Genomic DNA, 25,436 nt, shown 5'->3' with positions numbered 1-25,436 from the left:
TTTAGAGACAGCTTTTTATACTTATTCCTTTGATATCAAAAAGTTTAACTGCATGGAGTTGTTTTATTGAATGGAAATAAATTTATATTAGCTAAGAAAATAAATATAAACAGAAACTATGATAAGAATATTTTTGATATCCCTTAGTCTTGTATTATTTTTTAGTTGTCAAAATAAGAGTAATCCTATGGTGGAAGATTCTGTTTCTAAAGAAATTGATTCCGTTAAAAGAAGTGGAAATAAAGAAACAATTACACCTCAGAAAGCAATAAAAACAGAAAAGAATGAGAATAAAATAAAGAAAGAAGATAATGAAGTTTATAAACCTGGTGAAGTAGATGTTTTACCGAAATATCCAGAAGGTATTCAAAAATTTTACGCTTTTATAAAGAAGAATTTTGTTGTTTCAGAGGAAATAGTTAAGGATGAAGCTTATGGAGCAGTTTTTGCAAACATGGTGATTGAAAAGGATGGAAGCTTATCTAAAATAGAAATTCTTCATGATTTTGGCTATGGATCTGGCAAGGAATTAGAGAGGGTTTTAAAATTATCATCAAATTGGATTCCCGCAGTCAAAGATGGAAATCCAGTGAGATGTTTGTACAGCATGCCATATTATTTGCAGCCGTAATTAATGACTTTCTTTTTTTGAAAATTTGGATTCTGTCTTTTGTAATAATCTTAAATTCCAAAACGATAATTTATCAGGGAGTCCATGATATTTATAATACTTTGTATAGGTAGTGTTTTTTGTTTTATCTTAAAATAATTGTTGTAATTTTTTATAAAACATATTTTTTTGTGTTTTTTAATTAAGATTACATAATTTGAAAAAGTTTGCTATATTTGAAGTGTTGTTGTTACACTTATTAATTCAAAAATAAAGTGTCAGCAAAATAAAGCAATACTTATAGCTTTAATGGAATCTAATCCATTGAATTAACTTTTTTTAAAAATGAAAATCGATTCATATACTCAATCAAATAAAAAATCATTTCGTACGACAAGTTTATTTTTAGCATTACTACTTTTCTCATTTCATGTAAATGCCCAGTTAAAAACTACAGAAAGTGAAGTAGGTTTAGGCTGGAGTAACAATTCTGTTAATACGGTTATTTTTAGAAATAGTGCACTGACCTCGTTTAAAGGAAATCAATATACAGCTTACTACGATCCGGAGGGCAGAATGGTTTTGGCAAAACGAAAACTAAATTCAAACAACTGGGATAAAGTAATTACACCTTACAGCGGCAATGTAAAAGATGCTCACAACGATATCAGCATTGCAATTGATAGCGATGGTTATCTTCACGTGAGCTGGGATCATCATGATACACGTTTACGTTATGCGAGAAGCAAGAAACCGTTTTCTTTAGAATTAGGTGAAGAAATAGCTATGACTGGTGTGGACGAGAATAAAGTAACGTATCCTGAATTTCATAATCTTTCTAATGGAAATTTATTGTTTTGTTACCGTTCTGGTGCTTCTGGAAGAGGAAATTTGGTTATGAAATCTTATGATGTAAAAACGCAGCAATGGACATCATTACAAAATAACTTGCTTGATGGTGAAAACCAGCGTAGTGCTTATTGGCAAATGTGTATAGGCGAAAAAGGAATTTACATTTCGTGGGTTTGGAGAGAAAGCTGGGATGTATCAACGAACCATGATATTTGTTATGCTTTTTCAGCAGATGGAGGAAAAACATGGCAAAAATCTACAGGAGAAAAATACACTTTACCAATTACAAAAGCAACGGCGGAACATGCCTGGGAAGTACCACAAAACAGCAGTTTAATTAACCAAACTGCAATGACTGTTGACAATCAAGGAAATCCATACATCACTACTTATTGGGACAATACTGGCATTCCGCAATATAAAGTCGTGTATTTATCTGATGGAAAATGGAATTTAATCAATACCGATTTTCATATTAAACCTTTTAGTTTAGGCGGAGGCGGAACTAAAAGAATTCCGATTTCACGTCCTGAGATTTTGGTTGATAAATCGATGCTTTATTTGCTTTTTAGAGATGAAGAACGCGACAATAAAATCACATTGGCTTATGCTGATTTAGGAAATAAAAAATGGCAGTTAACAGATTTAAGTCGTTTTACAGTCGGACAATGGGAACCTAATTTGGATAAAGAACTTTGGAAAGATAAAAAACAACTGCACATTTTTTCTCAAAATGTAAGTCAGGCAGATGGAGAAGGATTAGTAAAAGTAAATCCAGAACCTGTACAGGTTTTGGAAGTCAAAAAATTGCCTGTTTTGAAAAAATAATAATGGATTAAAAAGAATGGTTTTTTAGCATAAGTATAATTTTTTCGTTTAACATTTTTTGAATTAATAATTATGAATAATGTAAACTATCGCCTAATTAGCTCGCTTTTTGGTTGTTTATGCTGATATACCCCTTCTAATTTATTGTAGCGCCCCTCTTGTCTTATAGGTCGTTATCTAAATTTGTGAAGTTGATTTTTATTTCGATGTCGGACATCGATAGTCTTGGTCGAAATAAATTTTGGAGTATTAAATTTTAAAACCTTTGTGTAGTTAAATGAAAAAAATTGTATTAGCACTTGCTTTGTTTTGGAGTTTGCAAAATAATTTTGCCCAGAATAATGAATGGGAAAATCCTCAGATTCTGGACAGAGGAAAAGAAAAAGGCAGAAGTTCTTTCTTGTTATTTAGTAATGAAACGGAACTGAGAGCAAACAATCCTCAAAAATCAGAATTGTATCAGAGTTTGAATGGAAACTGGAAATTCAATATTGTTAAAAATCCTTCTCAAAGACCAATGGATTTTTATGCATCCAATTTGAATGATTCCAATTGGAAAAACATTCAGGTGCCTTCTAACTGGGAACTGCAAGGTTATGATATTCCAATTTACACTAATATTACATATCCGTTTCCAAAAAATCCGCCTTTTATAAATGGCGATTATAATCCGGTTGGAAGTTACAGACGCACTTTTCAAGTGACTGATTCATGGAAAGATAAAGAAATTGTTCTTCATTTTGCTTCTATTTCAGGCTATGCGAGAGTTTTCCTGAATGGAAAAGAAGTAGGTATGACGAAAGCATCCAAAACTCCGGCTGAATTTAATATTACTTCCTTTTTAAAGAAAGGAGAAAATCTATTGGCAGTTCAAGTAATCCGTTGGCATGATGGAAGTTATTTAGAAGATCAGGATTTTTGGAGATTAAGCGGTATCGAAAGAGACGTTTATCTGCAGGCAATGCCTAAAACAACCGTTTGGGATTATTTTGTAAAAAGCGATTTAGACAATCAATACAAAAACGGACTTTTTAATGTAGATGTCACTTTGAAATATTTTGAAAAAAATAAAATAAAAAATCCATCTGTAAAAGTTGAATTGTTTGACAATCAGGATAAAGTAATCTATTCTGAAAGCAAAAAAGTCAATGATAAAGCACAAAATGTAAGCTTTGAAAAAACAATCGAAAATGTAAAATTATGGAGCAACGAGACGCCAAATTTGTATCGATATACCATTACATTATTAGATAACAAAGGAAAAACATTAGAAATTATTTCTAAAAAAACAGGTTTTAGAAAAGTAGAAATTAAGAACGCCCGTTTGCTGGTAAATGGCAAAGTCATTATGGTAAAAGGAGTTAATATTCATGAACACGATGATGTAAACGGTCACGTTCCAAATGAAAAATTAACGCTGAAAGATCTTCAGTTGATGAAAGAACACAACATTAATGCCATCAGAATGAGTCATTATCCGCATGATCCTCATATTTATGAGTTGTGTGATCAATATGGTTTTTATGTGGTTGATGAAGCCAATATCGAAAGTCATGCAATGGGAGCAGAATGGCAGAATTGGTTTGACCAGAAAAAACATCCGGCCTATCTTCCAGAATGGGCGCCAGCACATTTAGACCGTATCGAAAGAATGTTTGCGGTAGACAAAAATCATCCTTCAATTATTGTTTGGTCTTTAGGAAATGAATGTGGTAACGGCCCTGTTTTTTATGATGCTTATGATTGGCTGAAAAAAGTCGATACTACACGTCCGGTTCAGTTTGAACAGGCAGGAGAAAATAGAAATACAGATATTGTAGCTCCTATGTATCCAAGTATTAAAAGCATGAAAAATTATGCAAACTCTGACAAAACGCGTCCGTACATTATGTGTGAATATGCACACGCAATGGGACAAAGCAGTGGTAATTTTCAGGAATATTGGGATATTATCAATAACAGCAAACGTATGCAGGGTGGTTTTATCTGGGATTGGGTAGATCAGGGAATCAAAACTCAAAATGATAAAGGACAAGTTTTCTGGGCTTACGGAGGAGATTTAGGAAGCGTTGCTTTACAAAATGACGAAAATGGTTGTGCCGATGGACTTGTATTCTCAAACAGAACACCAAAACCAGCTTTGGAGGAAGTAAAAAAAGTATATCAAAACATTGAAATTCTTTTGAACAGTAGAACGGAATTAATAATCAGAAATCATTTTAATTATACCAATCTGTCCAATTACAACTTTAAGTATGAATTGATTAAAAACGGTTCAAAGGTAAAATCTGGCGAATTTAGTTTTGATTTAGAGCCGGAACAAAGTAAAAAAGTAGCAATCTATTTAGGTGATATCGATGAAAATTCAGAATATTTTTTAAGTGTTTATGCCCTTTCAAAATACGATGAACCGTTAGTCGCAAAAGGATTTGAATTTGCAAGAGCACAATTTGAAATAGCAAAAGGAAATTATTTTGCATCGAACACCAAACCAAATAATGCCTCTAAATTAAAGTATTCAAAATCAAGCAGTATTCTTTCTTTTGAAACAGAAAATACTAAAGGAGAGTTTGATCTTAAAAAAGGAGAAATTCTGAAATATGCATCAAAAAAAGGAGAGAACGTGATTGCAAATTTCCCAACACCTTATTTCTGGCGTGCTCCAACAGATAATGATTTTGGAAGCGGTATGCCAAATAAATTGGGAATTTGGAAAGAAGCATCAAAAAATCCTACAGTTGTAAGCGTTGTTTTAGACGAAAAAAATACAGCAGGATTAGGAATAAAAGTCGCTTATAAATTAGCGCAAGCCGATGTTCCATATACAGTAGATTATTTGATTCAGAATAATGGTGAAATTAAAATCACATCTTCAATCGATATGACAGGAAAAGATTTACCTGAACTGCCTCGTTTTGGAATGCGTATGAAACTAAACGGATTATTTGATAATTTAAGTTATTACGGAAGAGGCCCTTGGGAAAACTATTCAGATAGAAATTCGGCCGCGTTTATTGGAGAATATTCAGATAAGGTGAGCAATCAATATGCAAGAAATTTTATTCGTCCGCAGGAATCGGGATATAAAACAGATGTCCGTTGGCTGACTTTAAAAAACAATGCTGGACAAGGTTTAAGAATTGATGGAGCACAGCCAATTGGTTTTAGCGCACTGAATATTTCGACAGAAGATTTGGATCCGGGAAAAAATAAGGAGCAACGTCATACGACTGATTTAAACTTAGATTCTAAAGAAGCTGTTTATCTGCATGTAGATTACAAGCAAAGAGGTCTTGGCGGCGATGACAGCTGGGGAAGTCTGCCACATGAGCAATATCGTTTGTTGGGCAAAAAATACAGCTATTCCTATACCGTATCATTGATTGATTAGTTAGTAGTTCGTCTTTTTGGAAAGAAAAACCTATGAGTATACATCATAGGTTTTTCTGATTTTTAAATATTTAAGAATAATGGCCTTTTTAAGGAATAAAATTTTACAACATATGCTTTTTTTAAAATAACAAACATCTATTTATAGATTCATCAAAAACTTAAACTAACCTAACCACGCACATTTTGAAAAATAGAATTCTATTATTTTTAATGCTATTAGTTTGCTTTCTGGCTCAACCACAGTCGGCTGGGGGATTATCTGCTTCTAAATTTGGACAGGAAAAATATACTATTCGCTACATCGGGATAAAAAACGGTCTTGCCAATAACGCTGTTACTTCGGTTTATAAAGACAAAAGAGGCCTGATGTGGTTTGGTACTTATGATGGAATAAGTCGATATGATGGTTATAATTTTTTAAATTTTAGAAATGAACCAAATGATTCTAATTCATTAAATAATAATAGAGTAGTAAGTATTTGCGGCACAAAAGACAAGATTTGGATTGGCACAAAAGGCGGAATAAGTGTTTACAATTATCTAAACAATCGCTTTAGTACAAAATACTATCTGAATGCAAAAACGTCTAAGACTGAACCGATAGATTTTGTGGTCAATAAAATCATGGATTATAAATCGGTTATGTATATAGGAACTGCTGGTCAAGGACTACTTTATTGTGCGGATCAGCAAGAAAAAATTATTCAGATTCCGCTGTATGTAAACGGAAAACTGCAATGGGATTACCATGTGCAGGGAATGGATTTTGATAAATCAGGTAAGTTTTGGTGTTTTGTGCAGGGAGTTGGACTTGTGACTATGGATGTAACAGCAAAAAAACTAGTTGTTGTTTTATCTGATTTCCAGCAGGGGAACTGTATTTTGTGCGACAAATCTTCAAATATTTGGGTAGGAGTTGACGGTGGTTTATTAAAGTACAATTCCCTAAATAAAACACATCGTATTTATGCAAATCAGGAATTGCAAAATCCTATTTCCGATTTGATGTGCAAACCAGACAAAAAAGAACTTTGGATTGCTACCAATGGGAACGGAATAGTAAAATACAGTTATGCATCGGATAGTTTTTCTTTGTTTAATGCCAATTCTGATGAGGAAAAATTGAATAGTAACGCTATTTCCTCGCTTTTTTCGGACAATGAAAATAGAGTTTGGGTTGGAACTTTAAGAGGAGGCGTTAATAAAATTGAGGAAAGAAAAAGTCCTTTTACGACCATTTCTAAAAATGAAAAGATAAAAAATACGATTCCAAGTGATTTTATTCTTTCCTTGTCAGAACAAGATAGTGAACATTTATGGATAGGAACAGATGGAGCGGGCGCAAGTTTGTGGAATAGAAAGACTAATACATTCACAAATTATTCTCATAGCTCCAATAATACCAATTCTATATCTAATAATTTTGTTTCCTCAATCGTAACCGACAGCAGAGGAACTTGGTTTGCGACTTATGGTGGCGGAGTTTGTTTGTTTAATTTACAAACTCATAATTTCAAAAAGTACACCTTTTTTAATCCAAAAGTGGGAGCAAATCAAAAGAATTTCTGGGTGCTTTTTCGTGCTAAGAATAATGTTTTGTGGGCAGCCTCTCCAGATGATGAAGGTTTATACCGTTATAATGAAACGCAGGATAAATTTGATTTTGTTGATGCAAAAATCAGAGGAATTATTTCTATTGCAGAGGATCAAAATGCCAATCTTTGGATAGGGAATTTTACGGATTTAGTCGAATTCAATCCAAAAACAATGCAACGTAAAGTCATTGGTCTCAAATATCCTGTACGATCTGTTATTGCTGTTTCGTCTGAAAAAATGCTTGTGGGAACAGAAGGAGGAGGGCTTTTGATTTTTAATCCGCAGACGCTGCAAAAGAAATTCCTAACCCAGAAAGATGGAATTCCAAATAATTCGGTATTAAATATTGTAAAGGATAATAAAGGAGATTATTGGTGCAGTACGTATAATGGTATATTTGTTTACAATACTCAAACGGGACATATTACAAGTTATCATGATGCTGATGGTCTTCAGAGCAATCAGTTTAATTATAATGCGGCGCTTAAACTTTCAACAGGCGAAATCCTTTTTGGCGGAATCAAAGGTTTTAATATCATAAACACCAAAATTAATACCCAGATTCATGATTTTCCAAAGCTGGTTATCACTACAATAAAAGTAAATAATAAGGTTTATGATCAATCTAACCTAACTTCTTTTGGAATCGATAAACTGAAATTGCCTTATGATGAATCCATGCTCAATATTGATTTTGCTGCTTTAGAATATAGTCTTCCTGAAAAAATTTCTTATGCTTATTTTTTAGAAGGATGGGATTCACAATGGCATTATGTCGATAATATTCGGAGTGCCAATTATTCCAAAATAACAGAAGGAGATTATGTGTTGAAAATCAAATCTACTAATGCTGAAGGAATTTGGAGTAAAAGCGCTATTTCACTTCCAATTACCATATTGCCTCCGTGGTACAGAAGCGGTTTTGCCTATTTTATATATTTACTGATTATTTGTCTTGGCATTTATGTAGTTGACAAATATCAGCGTCAGCAGGCCAAACTTAAATATGAAGTAAAACTTTCGCAGGATTTGGCAAAACAGGAAAAAGAACTGAATGAGAAAAAAATAACTTTTTTTACCAATATTTCCCATGAGTTTAGATCACCTTTAACCATGATTATTAATCCTTTAAAAGATATCATCTACGGAACCGACCAACAGATTGATCCCGGTGCTATTGAAATGGTTTACAGTAATTCAAGAAGATTGTTGAGTTTGGTCGATCAGCTTCTTTTGTTTAGAAAAACAGAAACAGAAACGGGAAAACTTAAAATTGGTCAAATTGATATTGTTGAATTGGCCAAAGAGGTTTTCAGCTGTTTTGTGCATCACGCCAAAGTCAAAAAAATAGATTACAGTTTTAGTATTTCTGAAGAAAAAGTATTGGTTTATGTAGACCGGGAAAAAATAGAAATGGCTCTATTTAATTTGATTTCGAATGCATTAAAATTTACAGAAAAGGAAAACGGAAGTGTTGCGGTTAATTTGCGCTGTACAGATAATGAAGTTATTATAAAAGTGATTGATAATGGCGAAGGAGTTTCAGATGCTGATAAAGAGAAAATATTTAATTTATTTTATCAGTCCAATACTAACATAAAAAACAACCGCAAGGGATTTGGAATCGGACTTTATTTGGTGAAACAATTTGTGAATCAGCATCATGGTGCTGTTAGTTGTTATGATAATGAAAATGGCGGATCTATTTTTGAAATCAAGTTACCACTTGGAAAAGAACATTTTGGAGATATTGAAATTAGGGAAGATTTAAGTGACAGAACCTTATTTTTAGAGGAAGCTATGGAAGATACCGTGATACAGGAAAATGTATTGCAGACTATTGAAGAATCTGAAACAGTCAGTGATTTGATTAAAGACGCCAAAAGTATTTTGGTTGTAGATGATAATGCCCAAATAAGAAATTATTTGAAACGAATATTATCCTCAAAATATCATATTACACTAGCCGAAAATGCTGAAATGGCTTTAACTCTAATTAGAAAAGTACAACCCGATTTGATTATTTCTGATGTTGTAATGGGAGAAATGAATGGAGTTGCTTTTTGTAAACACATCAAATCAGACGAAGAGTTAAAACATATTCCTGTAATATTGCTTACCGGAGGAACTTCCGAAGAGGTAAAACTCAAAGGAGCCGAAGTTGGTGCGGACGATTACATTACAAAACCCTTTGATAATGATTATTTACTGGCCAGAATAAGCGGTATATTAGCGAGACGTGACAGCGAACAGCATTATTTACTTAATTCAGTGACCAAAAAAGAAGCGAATCTAAAATTATCAGATGAAGATAAAAAACTCATTGAGAAGATTGCAGAGATAATTGACGCCAATTTAGATGTAGAGAATTTCAATGTACATGATTTGGCATTTCATTTAGGAATGAGCTATTCTTTGGTGTATAAAAAAATTAAAAAGATTACAGGTAAATCGGTTTCGGAATTTACCAGAAATGTGCGTTTGCGAAAAGTAGCGACCTTATTAATTACAACCGATTTACAGATTAGTCAGGCTGCTTCGATAGCAGGTTTTGGAGATATTAAGTATTTCAGGAAACACTTTCAGCAGTTTTATAATATCAATCCTTCCGAATTTAAGAAGAAGTATCAAAATGTGAAGGATAATAAATATATACTGAATGAAAGTTTTTGGAAATCAGCTTGATAAATAAAATAGAATTTAAAAAAAATAATTAAACATTAAAACTAACGGCTGGGTGCAATGATTTTAAACACATAGAAACATAGATTTTAGAAGATTAAAAAAGGCGTTTCACTAATTTAAATGCACATAGCTTGCCTATGTGTGGAAACTAGTTTCTTTTAATCTCTTTTTTCGACATAAAAATCTATGTTTCTATGTGTTAAAATTTATTTTTTAATTTCATACATCGAGAATACTACTATTAAACATTTAATTAAAAAAAATATAATAATGAAGTTTAGAAAATCAATTTTTATGGCAATAGCTTCTCTTTCACTTGGGGCAATTGGCTGTAAAACAGGAAATGCAAAACAAGAAAACGGGATAAAAGAATCTAAAAAAGAAGTTATTGCTGTCATCGATAAAGTAAATAACAATTGGCAAAGTACTCATCCAGAATTTGGAAATGCTTTTTGGCATGTTTCGGCCTATCATACAGGAAATATGGAAGCTTATAAAGTGACCCAAAACAAAAAGTATTTGGATTATTCATTGGCTTGGGCCGAAAAAAATCAATGGATGGGAGCGAAATCCAATGATAAATCCGAATGGAAATACAATTATGGAGAAACAGATCAATATGTATTGTTTGGAGACTGGCAGATTTGTTTTCAAACCTATATCGATTTGTACAATTTCACAGGAAAAAATGATCCTCAAAAAATTGCAAGAGCAAAAGAAGTGATGGAATATGAAATGAGTACGCCACAAAACGATTATTGGTGGTGGGTTGACGGCTTGTATATGGTAATGCCGGTCATGACAAAGCTCTACAAAGTTACGGGGAATGAAATGTACTTGGAGAAATTACACTCTTATTTGCAATATGCAGACAGTATTATGTATGATGAAGAAGCAAAACTATATTTTCGTGATGCCAAATATGTGTATCCAAAGCATAAAAGTGCAAATGGGAAAAAAGACTTTTGGGCAAGGGGAGACGGTTGGATCTTTGCCGGTTATGCTAAAATTATTCAGGATTTACCAAAGTCGGCTAAACATAGAAATGAATATATCAATCGTTTTAAAGAGATGGCTAAAGCTTTGGCAGATGCACAGCAGAAAGAAGGATACTGGACAAGAAGTATTCTAGATCCAGAACATGCACCGGGACCAGAAACTAGCGGTACAGCTTTTTTTACTTATGGTTTTATGTGGGGAATAAACAATGGATTTTTGGATAAAAAGACCTATCTGCCCGTTGTAGAAAAATCATGGCATTATTTAACCACTTTTGCTTTGCAACCAGATGGAAAAGTAGGTTATGTACAGCCTATAGGCGAAAAAGCGATTCCTGGACAAGTTGTCGATAAAAATTCCACAGCTGATTTTGGAGTAGGAGCTTTTTTATTAGCGGCGTCAGAGGTTTATCGTTATGTGAAATAATTAATTTCGTTTTAATTGTATTTGAAGAGGAAGCTGTCTTTTAAGACAGCTTCTTTTTTTTTAGCTTCGGAGAAGCAATATATTTATAGAAAAGAATCAATTTGAGCAATATAAAGCTAGACAAGAAGTTTCAAAATTGAATTTTATTTTGGAAAAGCTTCGGAGAAGCTACATATTTATAGCAAATAACAGACGTTTACAAAAAAGCTCCAGAGGAGCGACATGTTTTTCACAATCTCTAGTATATGTCGCTCCTCTGGAGCTTTTTATCATTTGTTTTATTAAAGTTCTACAGATATCTTACCCCGCTGGGGTATTGTTGATGACATAATTTTTATAAAGATTCTTTTTATTCAAAAAATATGTTTTGAAGTTGCCTCATTTTTTCATTTTCTAAAGTCATTTAAGATAAATGCTGAGAGATTATACCACATATTTATTTATATCCAGCTTTTAAATAATTATGTATCGTGCATTTTGAAGATGCTTTTTTTGCCATCCATATAAAAAAATCCCGTTTTGCCTCTAAAAATACGGATTTGCCCCTTTTTTAATGTTGTAATTACCCCCTTTTGCTTGCGTGTCTTGGTATAGATTTGTAATGCAAACTATTGATAATTACATGATAATGTGTGTTTAAAAAATTTTGAAAAAGAAAATTGTAAAAAATACACTTATAAAAGTCATTTCTATATTTTGCAGACTTATTAACTTAACATTTAACCAAAACTACAACCAAAAATGACAAACTTTATTAGGAAGATTAAGGCTCCTGATTATAGATCTGGATTTGATTTGAAAAAGAAACTCACACTTCTTTGTGTATTAGTTTCGCTGTCTCAAGTACATGCATTTTCTATTGAGTCGAGTAGCAGCATAGGAGCAGAAAAGGTACAGCCACAAAATAGTATAAGCGGTCAAGTTAAAGATAGTAAAGGTGTTCCGCTTCCGGGAGCTTCGGTAGCGATAAAGGGAACAAAAAAAGGAACTATAACAGATTTTGACGGAAAATTTACTCTAGAAGGAGATGAGAATTCGATACTAGTAATATCGTTCGTTGGTTTTATAACCCAAGAAATAACTGTAAAAGGCAAGACGAATATTAGTGTACAATTAGAAGAAAATGCTGCCTCTCTAGAAGAAGTGGTAGTAGTGGGATATGGTAAAATGAAGAAAAAGGATTTAACAGGATCAATTGTTCAGGTTAAGGCAGACGCTTTAGCAAATCAAAACCCACAAACCGTTCAGGATTTATTAAGAGGTGTTCCAGGTCTAAAAGTTGGCTATGATCCTTCGGCAAAAGGTGGGGGATCTTTGCAGATTCGTGGACAGACTTCTGTTTACAATCCTGATGGTGCCAATCATAATTCACCGCTTATTATTTTAGACGGAATGCAGTTTTATGGAGAACTTTCAGAAATTAACCCTGACGATGTTGGTCAGATTGATATCTTGAAAGACGCGTCTGCAACGGCAGTATATGGATCTAAAGCGGCTGCGGGAGTTATTGTCATTTCTACAAAAAAAGGAAAAACAGGAAAGCCTATCATTAATTTGACGACAAATATGACGATTGTTAACGAAAGTGCCTATCGCAAAGTATATTCTCCAGAAGGATATGTAAAATACCGCCAAGATTGGGAGACTGCTAAGACGTATGGCACCAATACTACAACAGGAAATTACGAGGCATGGATTACAGGGACTGCAGCTGGTAAACCTGGCTATTACACAAATCCTAGCCAATTGAGCGAATACGGTATTACAGAGGCGCAATGGTTGGCCTATCAGCCGGCAGCACAAATACAGGGAAAAAGTTTAAATGAAGTTTGGGGACTACGTCTGGGGATTACTGATGCTAGTCTTTTGAAGAATTTTGCAGAAGGAAAAACACACGACTGGTACAATAGCACTTTTAGAACAGGAATAAATCGCGACAACAATTTAAGTGTTTCTGGAGCAGGTGACAAAGTAAATTATTATATGTCTATGGGATATTTAACATCAGAAGGAGCCATTCAGGGTAATGATTATTCGGCTGTTCGTGCCAATATGAAAGTAGATGCTAAAATTACGGATTGGCTTGAATTTGGAGCAAACGTTAATTTTCAAGACCGTTCTGATGGAGATATATCTGTAGGTACAGGAACTAATTACTGGGATGCCAATATGTTAAGAAACAGCCCGTTTGCTAATTTCACAGAAGTAAATGGTGATTACGCTAGACAGCCAATGGGACCAACAATTGGCGGCTATAATTACTACTATGATCGCCAATATATGGATCTTGACAGAGGATATACAATCTTGAATACTATTTTTAATACAAAGGTAACTTTGCCTTTTGGCATTACATATTCGTTTAATGCAGCACCGCGTTATGAATTCTTCTACAATCGTTATTTTCAGTCGGCTGGAAATAAAAACTGGAATGCCGCTAATATTGGAGTGGATAGAGAGAATGGTAAAAAATTCACTTGGAACTTAAACAACACCATAACATGGGATCATACATTTAATAGTAAACACCATATTATAGCAACATTTGTTCAGGAAGCAGAAGATTTAAAAACATGGTCAGATCGTATTGATGCGAATAACATACAGCCATCAGACGCTTTAGGTTATCATAATATCGCCAATGCGACACTTGCCAATAGTACTTTTACAGCAACAGACACCCATCAGACAGGCGATGCATTAATGGCGAGACTTTTCTATTCCTTTGATGATCGTTATATGATTACAGGAACGGTGCGTCGTGATGGATACTCTGCGTTTGGAGCTTCATATCCTTATGCAACTTTTCCTTCTGTAGCATTGGGATGGAACTTTAATAAAGAAAAATGGTTTCATTGGGAGCCTTTAAGTACTGGTAAATTACGTTTGTCATGGGGTAAAAACGGAAACAGATCGCTTGCTGATCCCTATTTGGCTTTGGCAAATTTAAGTTCAGGTACGGGAGCAACAATGGGATATATCGATGCTTCGGGAAATATTGTCGATATGAAATATCTTGGAATAGACCGTATGGCGAATCCTAATTTGCAATGGGAAAAAACAACCGCTGCAAACATTGGTTTTGATCTTGGTTTCTTAAACGACCGAATTACAAGTACAATAGATATTTATAGATCGGTTACTAACGATATGATTATGAGTCAGCGTTTGCCTGAGTTTACTGGATTTTCTTCAATTGCAACCAATCTTGGAGAAGTTGAAAATAAAGGTATTGAGATAAGTCTTACTACTTTGAATATGAAGCGACCAAATTTTGAATGGACTACTATGGTTGCTTTTTCTTACAACAAAAATATAATCAAGGCATTGTATGGTAATATGGAAGATATTAAAGATGCCAATGGAAATGTTATTGGAAGAAAAGAGGCTGATGATAAAACCAATGGATGGTTTATTGGTAAACCGATTTCTCAAATCTGGGATTATAGAGTAGTCGGAATTTGGCAAAAAGACGAAGCGGTAGAAGCAGCAAAATATGGACAGCGTCCTGGTGATCCAAAAGTTGAAAATAGCTATACTGCTGATGACGTGAACGGAAAGCCAACTTATAATGAAAAGGATAGACAGTTTTTAGGACAAACAACACCACCAATTAACTGGTCGCTTCGTAATGAATTTATATTTTATAAAAATTGGAATTTGGCAATCAATATGTATTCGTACATGGGACACAAATCGCTTGATGGACGTTATATGAATACTTATAATGATGGTAGTTTATACACAAATAACTACAATCCGTTTGTAAATCCGTATTGGACACTTGACAATCCAACGAATGACTGGGCACGTCTTGATGCCAGAGGCCCAGCGGGAGCGGGAACGCAGAAATTATACGATCGCAGTTTTATTCGTTTAGACAATATTTCGTTGGCTTACTCACTTCCTAAAGATCTTATAAATCGTTTACACGTAAGGAATTTCAAAATCTACGCTTCTGTTCAGAATGTGGCAACATGGTCTGCATCTAAAGAATGGAAGTATTATGGTGATCCGGAAACTGGAGGGCTTGCTACGCGAATGTTTAATTTAGGATTTAACGTTTCACTTTAAAAATTAGTCAATAATGAAAAGATATATACAAAATAAAATTTCAAGAATAGTATCTCTAGTTGTGGTTGCTACTCTTTTTGTTTCTTGTTCAGAGGATTTTCTGGAGCCAGATCCGCTTTCGTTTTATGAGCCAGAAGCTACTTTTACTACTGAATCTGGTCTTCAGGCAGTTTTGGCAACAGCTGATAAAGGACTCCGTAATAATTATATTCACTTTAATGCTGCTTCTAATAGTGTGCCCATTGGTACAGAATACGTTTTCTCTGATATGGCAAAGTATGGAAAAACAGATAATACCAGTACTATTTCTGATTTTGCCAATACGATAGTTCCTACAGGAAGTTTTAAAAGAGATACAAACGATGATTTTTACCTAGGGTTTTACTGGACAGAAGCTTACACGGGCATTAAACATGCCAACACGGTATTGACCTATATTGATAATGTAACAAGTTTATCGGAAGAAGTGAAACGCAAATATATCGGTCAGGCTTATTTTCATAGAGCATACCGTTACCTTAATCTGGTATATCAGTTTGGAGATATTCCATTGATTACTAAGATTTTGGATGTTCCAAAGCAAAGTTATTATTCAACTAAAAAAGAAGCCATTATCGAAATGATTACAGCAGATATGGAAAAGGCTGTAGAGTGGGTGCCAGAACAATCAAAACTACCTTATCTAGGCGTAGTGAACAAAGGGGCATGTCGTCAATTATTGATTAAATGTTACTTGGCTTCTGGTAGATTTAAAGATGCCGAAAATCAGGCCGATTTATTGATTAATTCTTCTGGTTATTCTTTAATGCAGGGTTCATTTGGAACTTTTGATGCAGGAGGAAATCCAGCGACATGGACCATTACTAGAAATGTGATTTGGGATTTACACCGACCTGAAAATAAAGTTATTGCTGCTAACAGAGAAGCTATTTTGGTAATGCCAAATAGTGGCGTACAATCCTTTTTACCATTTGCATCGATGAGAATTTTTGGTCCAAACTGGAATTCAGGTACAGTTACTACTCCTGACGGAAAACAAGCAGCAAATCGTTTTGCTTCAAACAATGCCAATTATCAGGCAAATTATGATTATGCAAGAGCTTTAGGACGTGGTATTGCTACGATTAGTGCTTCGTATTATTCACAGCATCCTATGTGGGTGGTTAATGGTGTGGAAGACAAACAAGATCTTAGACATAATAGTACTGTCGGTAACTGGGTAAATATGGAGAATCTCAAATATAGCGACAAAACTTCTGCATTCTATGAGCAAAATTTTAGATTTAGAAATGGTGCTACTATTTTGTCGAAAGATACGCTACGCGAATGGTTTGATTTTCCGTTATACAAAATTTATTTACATGATGTTGCAAATGAAACTAATCCAAATGCAAATGACTTTCAAGGAGCCAGTACAGGAAGTAAAGCACATTGGTACTTATATCGTTTGGCTGAAACTTATTTGTTGAGAGCAGAAGCCCGTTTTTATCAAGGCAATGTTGGTGGTGCAGCTCAAGACGTAAATGTTGTTAGAGCGAGAGCCGGAGCATCACAAATGTATGGAACAGTAACGATTGGAGATATTTGTGCTGAAAGAGGAAGAGAGCTCTATCTGGAAGAATGGAGAAATGTAGAGTTGAAACGTATTTCGCATTGTCTCGCGCTCAGCGGACAAGCAGATGAATGGGGACAGACCTACAGTAAAACGGATTGGGATAAACAATCCGGAACGGATAATGGAGGCGGAAGTTATTGGTGGCAGCGAATTGTTCATTATACCCTTTACAACAAACATCCTAGCGGAATTGTAGTTCCAAACGGAACTAAGTTTTATACCATGGACAAACGTAATAACTACTGGCCAATTCCAAACAGTGCTATAACGGCCAATATCAAAGGAAAATTAAGTCAGAATTACGGTTATGATGGTTATGATCCTAGCGTTAAGGTTTGGGACAAATGGCAGGATGCTGTCGCAGATGAAAGCCAACTTTAATTAGCTTTATAATAAAAAGTATCTAAACTGCAGTGATTTAATTGGAATGGTTATTATTTCGCTGCAGTTTAAGATACATTCTTAAGGATTTAAAGATTCCATTTCTTAAATACTAATTTTTATAATTACCGACTGTTTAAGTATTATCCTCCATTACAAAAGAGGACAATACAAGCAGTCATTACAAGCCACATGAATACTATATTGTGCCTTATGATTTAAAGTATCAGGGTTTTAGCAATATAAAATACCACAATACATTTCAGTACAATTTTACCCGTTAATAAACGCGAAAGGAATTTTTTTGCCCATTTTTTAGGTTTAAAATCGGTGTTTTTGAGAATTTCCTTCGCCAATAATTTTGTCGGTTACCAATGAAAGCATTCAACAAAAATTTTAAAACAATTTTTAAAACAAATATTTCATATGAAAAAACTATACACATTTTTATTATTCTGGTTATCGGTTTTTGTATTCAATATAAATGCACAAGCTCCTAATTTGCCTGTAAAGACAATTTTAGCAACTACATTAAATGGGGCAAAGACTTTTACAAATGCTTCGACTTCAGATATTCTATCATTTCCCTTATCCAATCAAAGTGAATTTACTTTAGAAATAAAAGCCAAAGTCAATTCAGCTGTTGGAAGAGGATTGGATGTTGAAGTTAAGAACACAATCGGTCTCGGATTTAGAACTTCTTTGGATAAAACAACTTTTAATAGTACTACAATTTTATCAACGCCCGAAAATTTAAGTACTTCTGTAGATAATGCTCAGGAACAAACGTATCGATATGCGATAAAAGACGGTGTTGCCAATATTTATCAAGACGGACATTATTTAACTTCTAAAACGCTTGATTTTTTAAATGATACTTCAGGTACCGAAGTAGCATTTGGTGCTGATAATTTGTTAGGAAGATGGGCAGGAGTGACTGGAAATAATGCTGGAAAACCAAACGATTATGGTTGGGCAAATACTGCAGCAAGTCTTCCTTGGAATACCGCTAATTCAACGTCTGGCGTTCGATATTTAGATGTGACTTCTGGACATACTTTTGAATCGGATAATTCGGTTTACAGCGGCAGAATCATGTACATTCGTTGGGATAATGCCAGTTATTCAGGTGCGACCTACAGTTATCCTGTTAAGCTGGAGCAAGGTTTGAGGTATGAATTTTCATGGCTTTATGAATATATTTCCAATGCGACGGCAGGTGTCAAATTAAACGTGGCAATATCATCAGGTGCTGACGGATCAGGAGTTATTGCTTCTAAAACATTTACAACGGGAAGTGCCAATAAATTACGAAAGGGAGATTTATCTTTTGTTTCGAATGTTGATGGGAATTATTATCTAACCATCACAGGAGATTATGCACTTTTTGCTATTGCCGACTTAAAATTGAAATCTTCCAATTTAATCAATACTTGGGACGGTTATTACAATGATAATGCCGGAACTCCCGCTGCTTATGGATGGACCAATGTTGCTTCACCAAGTATTTTTAATACAGCCAACAGTACAAGTGGAGCACGTTTTATGGATGTAACTTCTGGGCATACTTTTGAATCCGATAATTCAGTTTACAACGGCAGATTAATGTACATCAGATGGGACAGTACTGCACTTGAAAACTCCGTTTATTCATTTCCAGTACAATTAGAAGCTTCAAAAGGCTATCAGTTTTCGTGGATATACGAATACATTTCAAATTTAAGTCCAGGTTCTCAAATGACGGTTTCGGTTTCTACAGCTGCAAACGGCGGAGGAACCGTTTTGGCAACTAAAAATTTTACGACAGGAGCTGTTAATAAGCTAAGAAAAGGAGATTTGTTATTTCAATCGCAAAGTGCAGGAACTTATTATATCAATGTTACTGGAGCCAAAGCACTTTTTGGAGTAACAGATTTAAAAGTCCAAGGACAAGAAACAGCCAATATTGTAATTGGTAAAAATTATGCAAGTGGCGCTGTAGATATGGCGATTACTTCGGTTACATTTGAAAATGTTGCTTATGCTCCTGATAAAGTAATTAGCCCGTCACTGCAAACCATAAATATTTCAAGCAATACAACTACAGGAGCTTTTGCGAAATCAAAAGTAGTTTTAAGCGGAACAGCTTCTTTGTATCTTAAAAATGGAAACAATCCATTAATTAACTCGACAGTCAATTTAACATCATTAGATAACAGTTTATATTTTGAAAATGTCAAACCAAGTGACGTCATCAGTTCACAGTTGCAATATGTTTCGGTAAACGGTGCTTTGGCAAGTAACGGTACAAATGTAAATGTTACCAATTATGGTGGGGGAACAGTTGTTTCTCCTTATGTTGCAGATTATCAGCCGTTACAGGTTTTTACTGAAGAAAACTTTGCAGGATCCTCAAAGCAGTATGTTACGGTAACTCCATTTGATAATTTAGGAGCTTTCGACAATGCCATTAAATCATTCAAACTAAAAAAAGGATATATGGCGACTTTCGCTACCAGTACTGATGGATCTGGCTATAGCAGAGTTTACATTGCAGAAAATGAAGATTTGGAAGTACCTGTTTTACCCGTTAATTTAAAAGGAACCATTTCGTTTGTTCGAACCATGAGATGGCATCAGGTTACTAAAAAAGGACTTGCTGGCGGAAGCACAGAAGCGATTAATTCAACCAATATTACTTGGTATTACAATTGGAATACAGGAATGGATACTACGCCAAATGTAGAATATGTTCCAATTCGTCAAACCCAATGGTGGCCTTCCTTTACGCCAGCTTATACTAAAGAAGGATACACTCATTTATTAGGCTTTAATGAACCAGATCGTCCAGATCAAGCCAATATGACCGTTGAAGCAGCCATAAGCAATTGGCCAGCTCTATTGAAATCAGGATTACGAATAGGTTCTCCTGCGACTTCAGATCCGTATAATCCTTGGATGGCTAATTTTATGACTCAGGCTGAAGCTAATAATTACCGTGTAGATTACGTAGCATTACACTGTTATTGGTACAAAACGGCGGCACAATGGAAAAACGATCTGCAATACATCTATGACAAATACAAAAGACCAATCTGGATTACAGAATGGAATATTGGGGCAAACTGGACGGCCAACAATTTCCCTGATGATGTGAATACGCTTACAGATGCCAATGCAACCAAACACAAAAATGATTTAGCATCGATTTTGGCTGTTTTGGAAAGTGCCGATTATGTAGAACGTTATTCTATATACAATTGGGTGCAAGATGCACGAGCAATGTATGTGACGATTAACGACGCTTTTAAAACTAGAAATCCAAATTGGCAAAATTACGTTTGGCTTCAGAGCGCACCAGTAATTTCTAGTACAGCGACCGATTATACAGTTTTAACTCCTGCGGGCCAATATTATGCTAAAAATGCATCGGCGAAAGCCTATAATTCGGCTAAAGAATATGTTCCGTTATGGAAAACAAAAGTAGAAACGTTGAGTTACACACTTTCTTCTGATTATAAAAATATTACCATAAAATGGACAGGAACCAATCAGGAGTTGGTAAACAAATATGTTTTGGAAAGAAAACTAACAGGAGAAACTGCATTTTCAGTTTTTTATGAAACAACAGACTACAATGTTCTTTCAAAAATAGATCTGGTTCGCACTCATGCCGAATACAGAATTAAAGTGGTTGGTAAAGACAATGTGGAGTCAGCTTATTCAGCGATATTGGTTTATGATCAACCTGCGATTCCTGCAATTCCAGAAGATTTTACAGGTGAGGCAGTATCATCGTCAGCAATCAATTTGAAATGGTCGCTTGTAACGGGAGCAGAATCTTATAAAATCAAAAGAGCCACAACTCTTAATGGTACTTATGATATTATAAACGCTTACGTAAAAGACACCATTTTTAATGACACTAATTTAGAAGCAAATACAGACTATTTCTACAAGATTGCATCAGAAAATGCAGGAGGAGAAAGTCAATATTCTGCTGCTATACAAGTTAAAACATTGACAGCTTCAGGTACTTTGAGTGCTAAAAACGCAAATGTAACAGACATAAATTCACTAGGAGAAAGCATTAAAATAATCAGCGCGTATCCAAATCCAAATTTTGGACAGTTTGATATTTTGCTGCCAGTAGACGAGGATAATACTGTAATTGGAATTTATACACTGGATGGCAAGCTGATTTCAACAGCAAACCATACAAACGTAAATGGCAGCATTCATCTGAATATCGAGAATCAACCTTCGGGAATTTATTTGGTAAAAATACAATCACATCCCGATGCAACAGTACGAATTATTAAAAAATAAAATATGAGAATAAATAAGTAAAGCGTAGTGCAATTATTTTTAAACACATAGTCCCGAAGTCTCGGGATAGTTTTTGCAACTGCGTAAAGGCATTTCATTAGCATCAATACACATAGTAAACTATGTGTTAGAAACTGGTTTCTTTCTGTTTTCTTTTTTAGATAAAGAACAACTATCCCGAGACTTCGGGAGTATGTGTTTAATTTAAAAGTTAAGTAAAGTTTGATTTTAATTAATGTAGAGTTGACGAGGGATCTTTCGGGATCCCTTGTTATAATAGAAAGATCTCAGAATTAACAGAGATTATTTAGGATTAAAAAATAGATATAAAATGAGATTTATCGGTAAGTTTTTGGCGTTGGGAATTGTTCTGATGTTGCTTTTTAGTTTTATCAGGTACAAAGAAAAAGTTTTAACCTCTGAAGATTACAAGTTGGTCTGGGCAGATGAGTTTAATACAGATGGCCGTCCAGATGAAAAGAATTGGAATTACGAAACAGGTTTTGTGAGAAATCAAGAAAACCAATGGTATCAAAAGGAAAATGCATTTTGTAAAGATGGTTATTTGATTATCGAAGCCAGAAATGAAAATAAACCCAACCCAGATTTTGTATCTAAAACGCATAAAGATTTTGCTAAAAACAGAGATTCCATAAAAGTGACCTCTTCCTGTTTAATTACCCGCGGAAAGCATTCCTGGAAATACGGACGTTTTGAAATGCGTGCTAAAATTCCAGTTGGTAAAGGAATGTGGCCAGCCTTTTGGAGTTTGGGGGTAAAAGGAAACTGGCCGGCAAATGGAGAAATTGACATCATGGAGTATTACACAGGAAAAATATTGGCAAATGCCGCATGGAAATCAAATGAACCCAATACAGCTTGGGATAGTGAAACATTTAAACTGAGTGATTTTAAGGACAAAGCATGGGCAGATCAATATCATGTTTGGAAAATGGATTGGGATGCGAATTCGATTAAATTATATGTTGACAATCAATTATTAAATGAAATTAGTGTTGGTAAAACCATATACTCAAAAGATCAAGAAATAATTCCATTTCAGCAGCCGCATTATTTATTGGTCAATCTGGCCGTTGGCGGAATAAATGGCGGGGACTTTAGTAAAGCAGATCTTCCGTCAAAGTACAGTATAGATTATATAAGGGTTTATCAAAAAAATAAATAAAAAATGAAATTAAAATTTTCGATAATTATCGGTTTTGTGTGTTCTTTTGTTTTTTCGCAAAACAATTATTTTGTTCCGGGAAAACAGTGGAAAGATACAGATGGAGTACATATTAACGCTCACGGTGGCGGAATTCTTTTTGATGCTGGAACGTATTACTGGTACGGCGAATATAAAACTTCGGGACGTTCAGGAAATACCTCATTGGAAGGAATTAGCTGTTATTCCTCAAAAGATTTGTACAATTGGCATAACGAAGGCATTGTGCTGCGAGTCGAACAAAATCCTAAATCAGAAATTACAAAAGGATGCGTTATGGAGCGTCCAAAAGTAATCTTTAATAAAAAAACAGGTAAATATGTAATGTGGTTTCATTTGGAACTAAAAGGGCAGGGTTATGATGCCGCAAAAGCCGGTGTTGCCATTAGTGATACTCCAAAAGGACCATTTAAATTTGTTAAATCCTATCGTCCAAATAAAAGTGTCTGGCCTTTGGATTATAAAGAAGAATTTAAAACGGCTTTGGCAAATGAAAAACAGTTAAAGTCTTGGAGTCCAGAATGGCTGACAGCTATTCATAACGGAATGCTCGTTCGCAGGGATTTTGATAAAGGGCAAATGTCTAGAGATATGACCGTTTATGTTGATGATGATGAGAAGGCGTATTTAATTCATTCTTCAGAAGAGAATTTGACGCTTCATATTTCAGAACTTACAACTGATTATTTAAATTTTAATGATAAATGGACAAGAGTAGCACCAGCAGGACATAATGAAGCACCAGCTATTCTAAAGAAAGATGGGGTTTATTACATGATAACATCAGGTTGTACGGGCTGGGATCCAAATGCAGCAAGATCTTTTAAATCAAAATCCATTTGGGGACCTTGGGAAACTTTAGGAAATCCGTGTGAGGGTAAAGATGCTGAATTGACTTTTCATTCACAAAGCACTTATATTCTTCCTGTACAAGGCAAAAAGGATCAGTTTATTTTTATGGCTGATCGATGGAATCCTAAAAATCCAATTGATGGAACTTATATCTGGCTTCCAATAGAATTTGAAAACGAAAAACCAATTTTGAAATGGTTGGATAAATGGAATTTAACTGCTTTTACAGAAAATCAATAAAAACAACGGAAAAGTAGTTTAAAATTAATACATTAACTCGTTGGGTGAAATAGAGTAAAATAGCTTCACTCAAGAATTAAAATCTAATTTAATCTGCTGAAATCCTTTAAAATCTGCGTGAAATTCTTTTATTTATAAATTTTTCACGCAGATTCATACAGATTAAAGCAGATTTAGACAGATTTATACATAAACTGATCTAATAGAGTTGAAAAAAAATAATTTCACCAAACGGGTTAATACATTATGAGTTGCTAACTAAACTCATTATTCTAAAAAATATCAAAATGAAAATACAGCAAAACTATTTGAAACAGAAATCACATCATGTTTTTTCAATGTTTATATGTTTTTTATTTTTTTCGGCAACACAGGCTCAGAAAAAGAGAATCGTTAAAGAAGCAATTCCTTTAGACTCTATTAGATTAAGCGATCCGGCAATTTTAGCAGATAAGAAAACCAAACTGTATTATATGACGGGTACAGGAGGATTGCTCTGGAGAAGCAAAGATTTAAAATCATGGAGTGGTCCGTATGATATTGTAAAAACTGATCCTAATTCTTGGATGGGACCCAATCCTATGATTTGGGCGGCAGAACTTCATTTTTATAAAAACAAATATTATGATTTTGCGACTTTTACCAGTAAAGGCAAAATAATAGACAAAGTTGGGGATAACAACATTGAGCGTCGTGCGAGTCATATTTTGGTTAGTGATAAGGCTGATGGACCTTATGTGCCAATGAAAGACGAGATTTATTTACCTGCAGCTAAACCAACGTTAGATGGCACTTTTTGGGTAGATAAAGACGGAAAACCGTATATGATTTATTGCTACGAATGGCTTCAGAATGGTAACGGAACAATTGAAAAAATAGAACTTAAACCAGATTTAAGCGGATCGGTAGGAGAGGGAAAACTACTTTTTAAAGCAAGCGAATCGCCTTGGAGCCGGGAAAAAGATGCGAATGGAAATGACAAACCCAATAAAGTGACAGATGGTCCTTATTTGTTTAAGACCGGAACGGGACGTTTGGGAATGATTTGGACAAGCTGGATTTATGATGTTTATACACAAGGAGTAGCTTATTCTAAAAGTGGGACTTTAGACGGTCCGTGGATTCAGGAAAAAGAACCTATTACACCTCCCAATTTTGGTCACGGAATGTTGTTTCAGACTTTTGATGGCAAGTGGTTGATGTCGGTTCATAGTCATAAAAAAGTTGATGGTAAAACAGTTCGAATTCCAAAATTATTTGAGGTCGATTTGTCTGGAGATCAATTGGTGGTAGTAAAACCTTATATCCCTTAGAACTATTTTTTGAAGAAAACGGATAAATATTTGAAATTA

The 25,436-nt window shown here is 34.5% G+C and carries 11 protein-coding genes; all 11 read left to right on the top strand.

The window, feature by feature from the left end:
* The first annotated feature begins 187 nt into the window (after positions 1-187).
* The 11 genes from ACFFLS_RS21235 to ACFFLS_RS21185 all read left to right on the top strand — a co-directional run bounded on the left by ACFFLS_RS21235 (position 188) and on the right by ACFFLS_RS21185 (position 25,397).
* Entirely contained in the window at positions 188-631 is a 444-nt protein-coding gene (locus ACFFLS_RS21235; RefSeq protein WP_379687259.1) for an energy transducer TonB, read from the top strand.
* Positions 632-955: 324 nt separating this feature from the next.
* Positions 956-2,290 (top strand): BNR repeat-containing protein, encoded by a 1,335-nt coding sequence (locus ACFFLS_RS21230; protein ID WP_379687258.1) that lies wholly within the window; start codon positions 956-958, stop codon positions 2,288-2,290.
* 277 nt (positions 2,291-2,567) lie between these two features.
* Positions 2,568-5,681, top strand: coding sequence for a beta-galactosidase, LacZ type (gene lacZ, locus ACFFLS_RS21225; protein WP_379687256.1), 3,114 nt, complete (start codon positions 2,568-2,570; stop codon positions 5,679-5,681).
* 185 nt (positions 5,682-5,866) lie between these two features.
* Positions 5,867-9,964 (top strand): hybrid sensor histidine kinase/response regulator transcription factor, encoded by a 4,098-nt coding sequence (locus ACFFLS_RS21220; protein WP_379687254.1) that lies wholly within the window; start codon positions 5,867-5,869, stop codon positions 9,962-9,964.
* 270 nt (positions 9,965-10,234) lie between these two features.
* Positions 10,235-11,389, top strand: a complete 1,155-nt coding sequence (locus ACFFLS_RS21215) for a glycoside hydrolase family 88/105 protein (RefSeq protein WP_379687252.1) — start codon at positions 10,235-10,237, stop codon at positions 11,387-11,389.
* 741 nt (positions 11,390-12,130) lie between these two features.
* A complete protein-coding gene (locus tag ACFFLS_RS21210; RefSeq protein ID WP_379687251.1) occupies positions 12,131-15,463 on the top strand; it encodes a SusC/RagA family TonB-linked outer membrane protein in 3,333 nt (1,110 codons plus the stop codon).
* 13 nt (positions 15,464-15,476) lie between these two features.
* Entirely contained in the window at positions 15,477-17,459 is a 1,983-nt protein-coding gene (locus ACFFLS_RS21205; protein WP_379687249.1) for a RagB/SusD family nutrient uptake outer membrane protein, read from the top strand.
* 426 nt (positions 17,460-17,885) lie between these two features.
* Entirely contained in the window at positions 17,886-21,767 is a 3,882-nt protein-coding gene (locus ACFFLS_RS21200) for a glycosyl hydrolase (RefSeq protein ID WP_379687248.1), read from the top strand.
* Positions 21,768-22,098: 331 nt separating this feature from the next.
* Positions 22,099-22,953 carry a glycoside hydrolase family 16 protein gene (locus tag ACFFLS_RS21195; RefSeq protein ID WP_379687247.1) on the top strand — a complete coding sequence of 285 codons (855 nt, stop codon included), beginning with the start codon at positions 22,099-22,101 and terminating at the stop codon, positions 22,951-22,953.
* A 3-nt stretch (positions 22,954-22,956) separates the two neighbouring features.
* Complete coding sequence (locus ACFFLS_RS21190) at positions 22,957-24,084, top strand: family 43 glycosylhydrolase (RefSeq protein ID WP_379687245.1); 1,128 nt, start codon at positions 22,957-22,959, stop codon at positions 24,082-24,084.
* Between the two features lie 287 nt (positions 24,085-24,371).
* Positions 24,372-25,397, top strand: coding sequence for a glycoside hydrolase family 43 protein (locus ACFFLS_RS21185; protein ID WP_379687244.1), 1,026 nt, complete (start codon positions 24,372-24,374; stop codon positions 25,395-25,397).
* Positions 25,398-25,436 lie beyond the last annotated feature (39 nt).

The organism is Flavobacterium procerum, from assembly GCF_042431625.1.
Classification (GTDB): domain Bacteria; phylum Bacteroidota; class Bacteroidia; order Flavobacteriales; family Flavobacteriaceae; genus Flavobacterium; species Flavobacterium procerum.
Note: the sequence above shows the minus strand (reverse complement) of the source record. Positions and strands in the feature narration are given on the sequence as shown.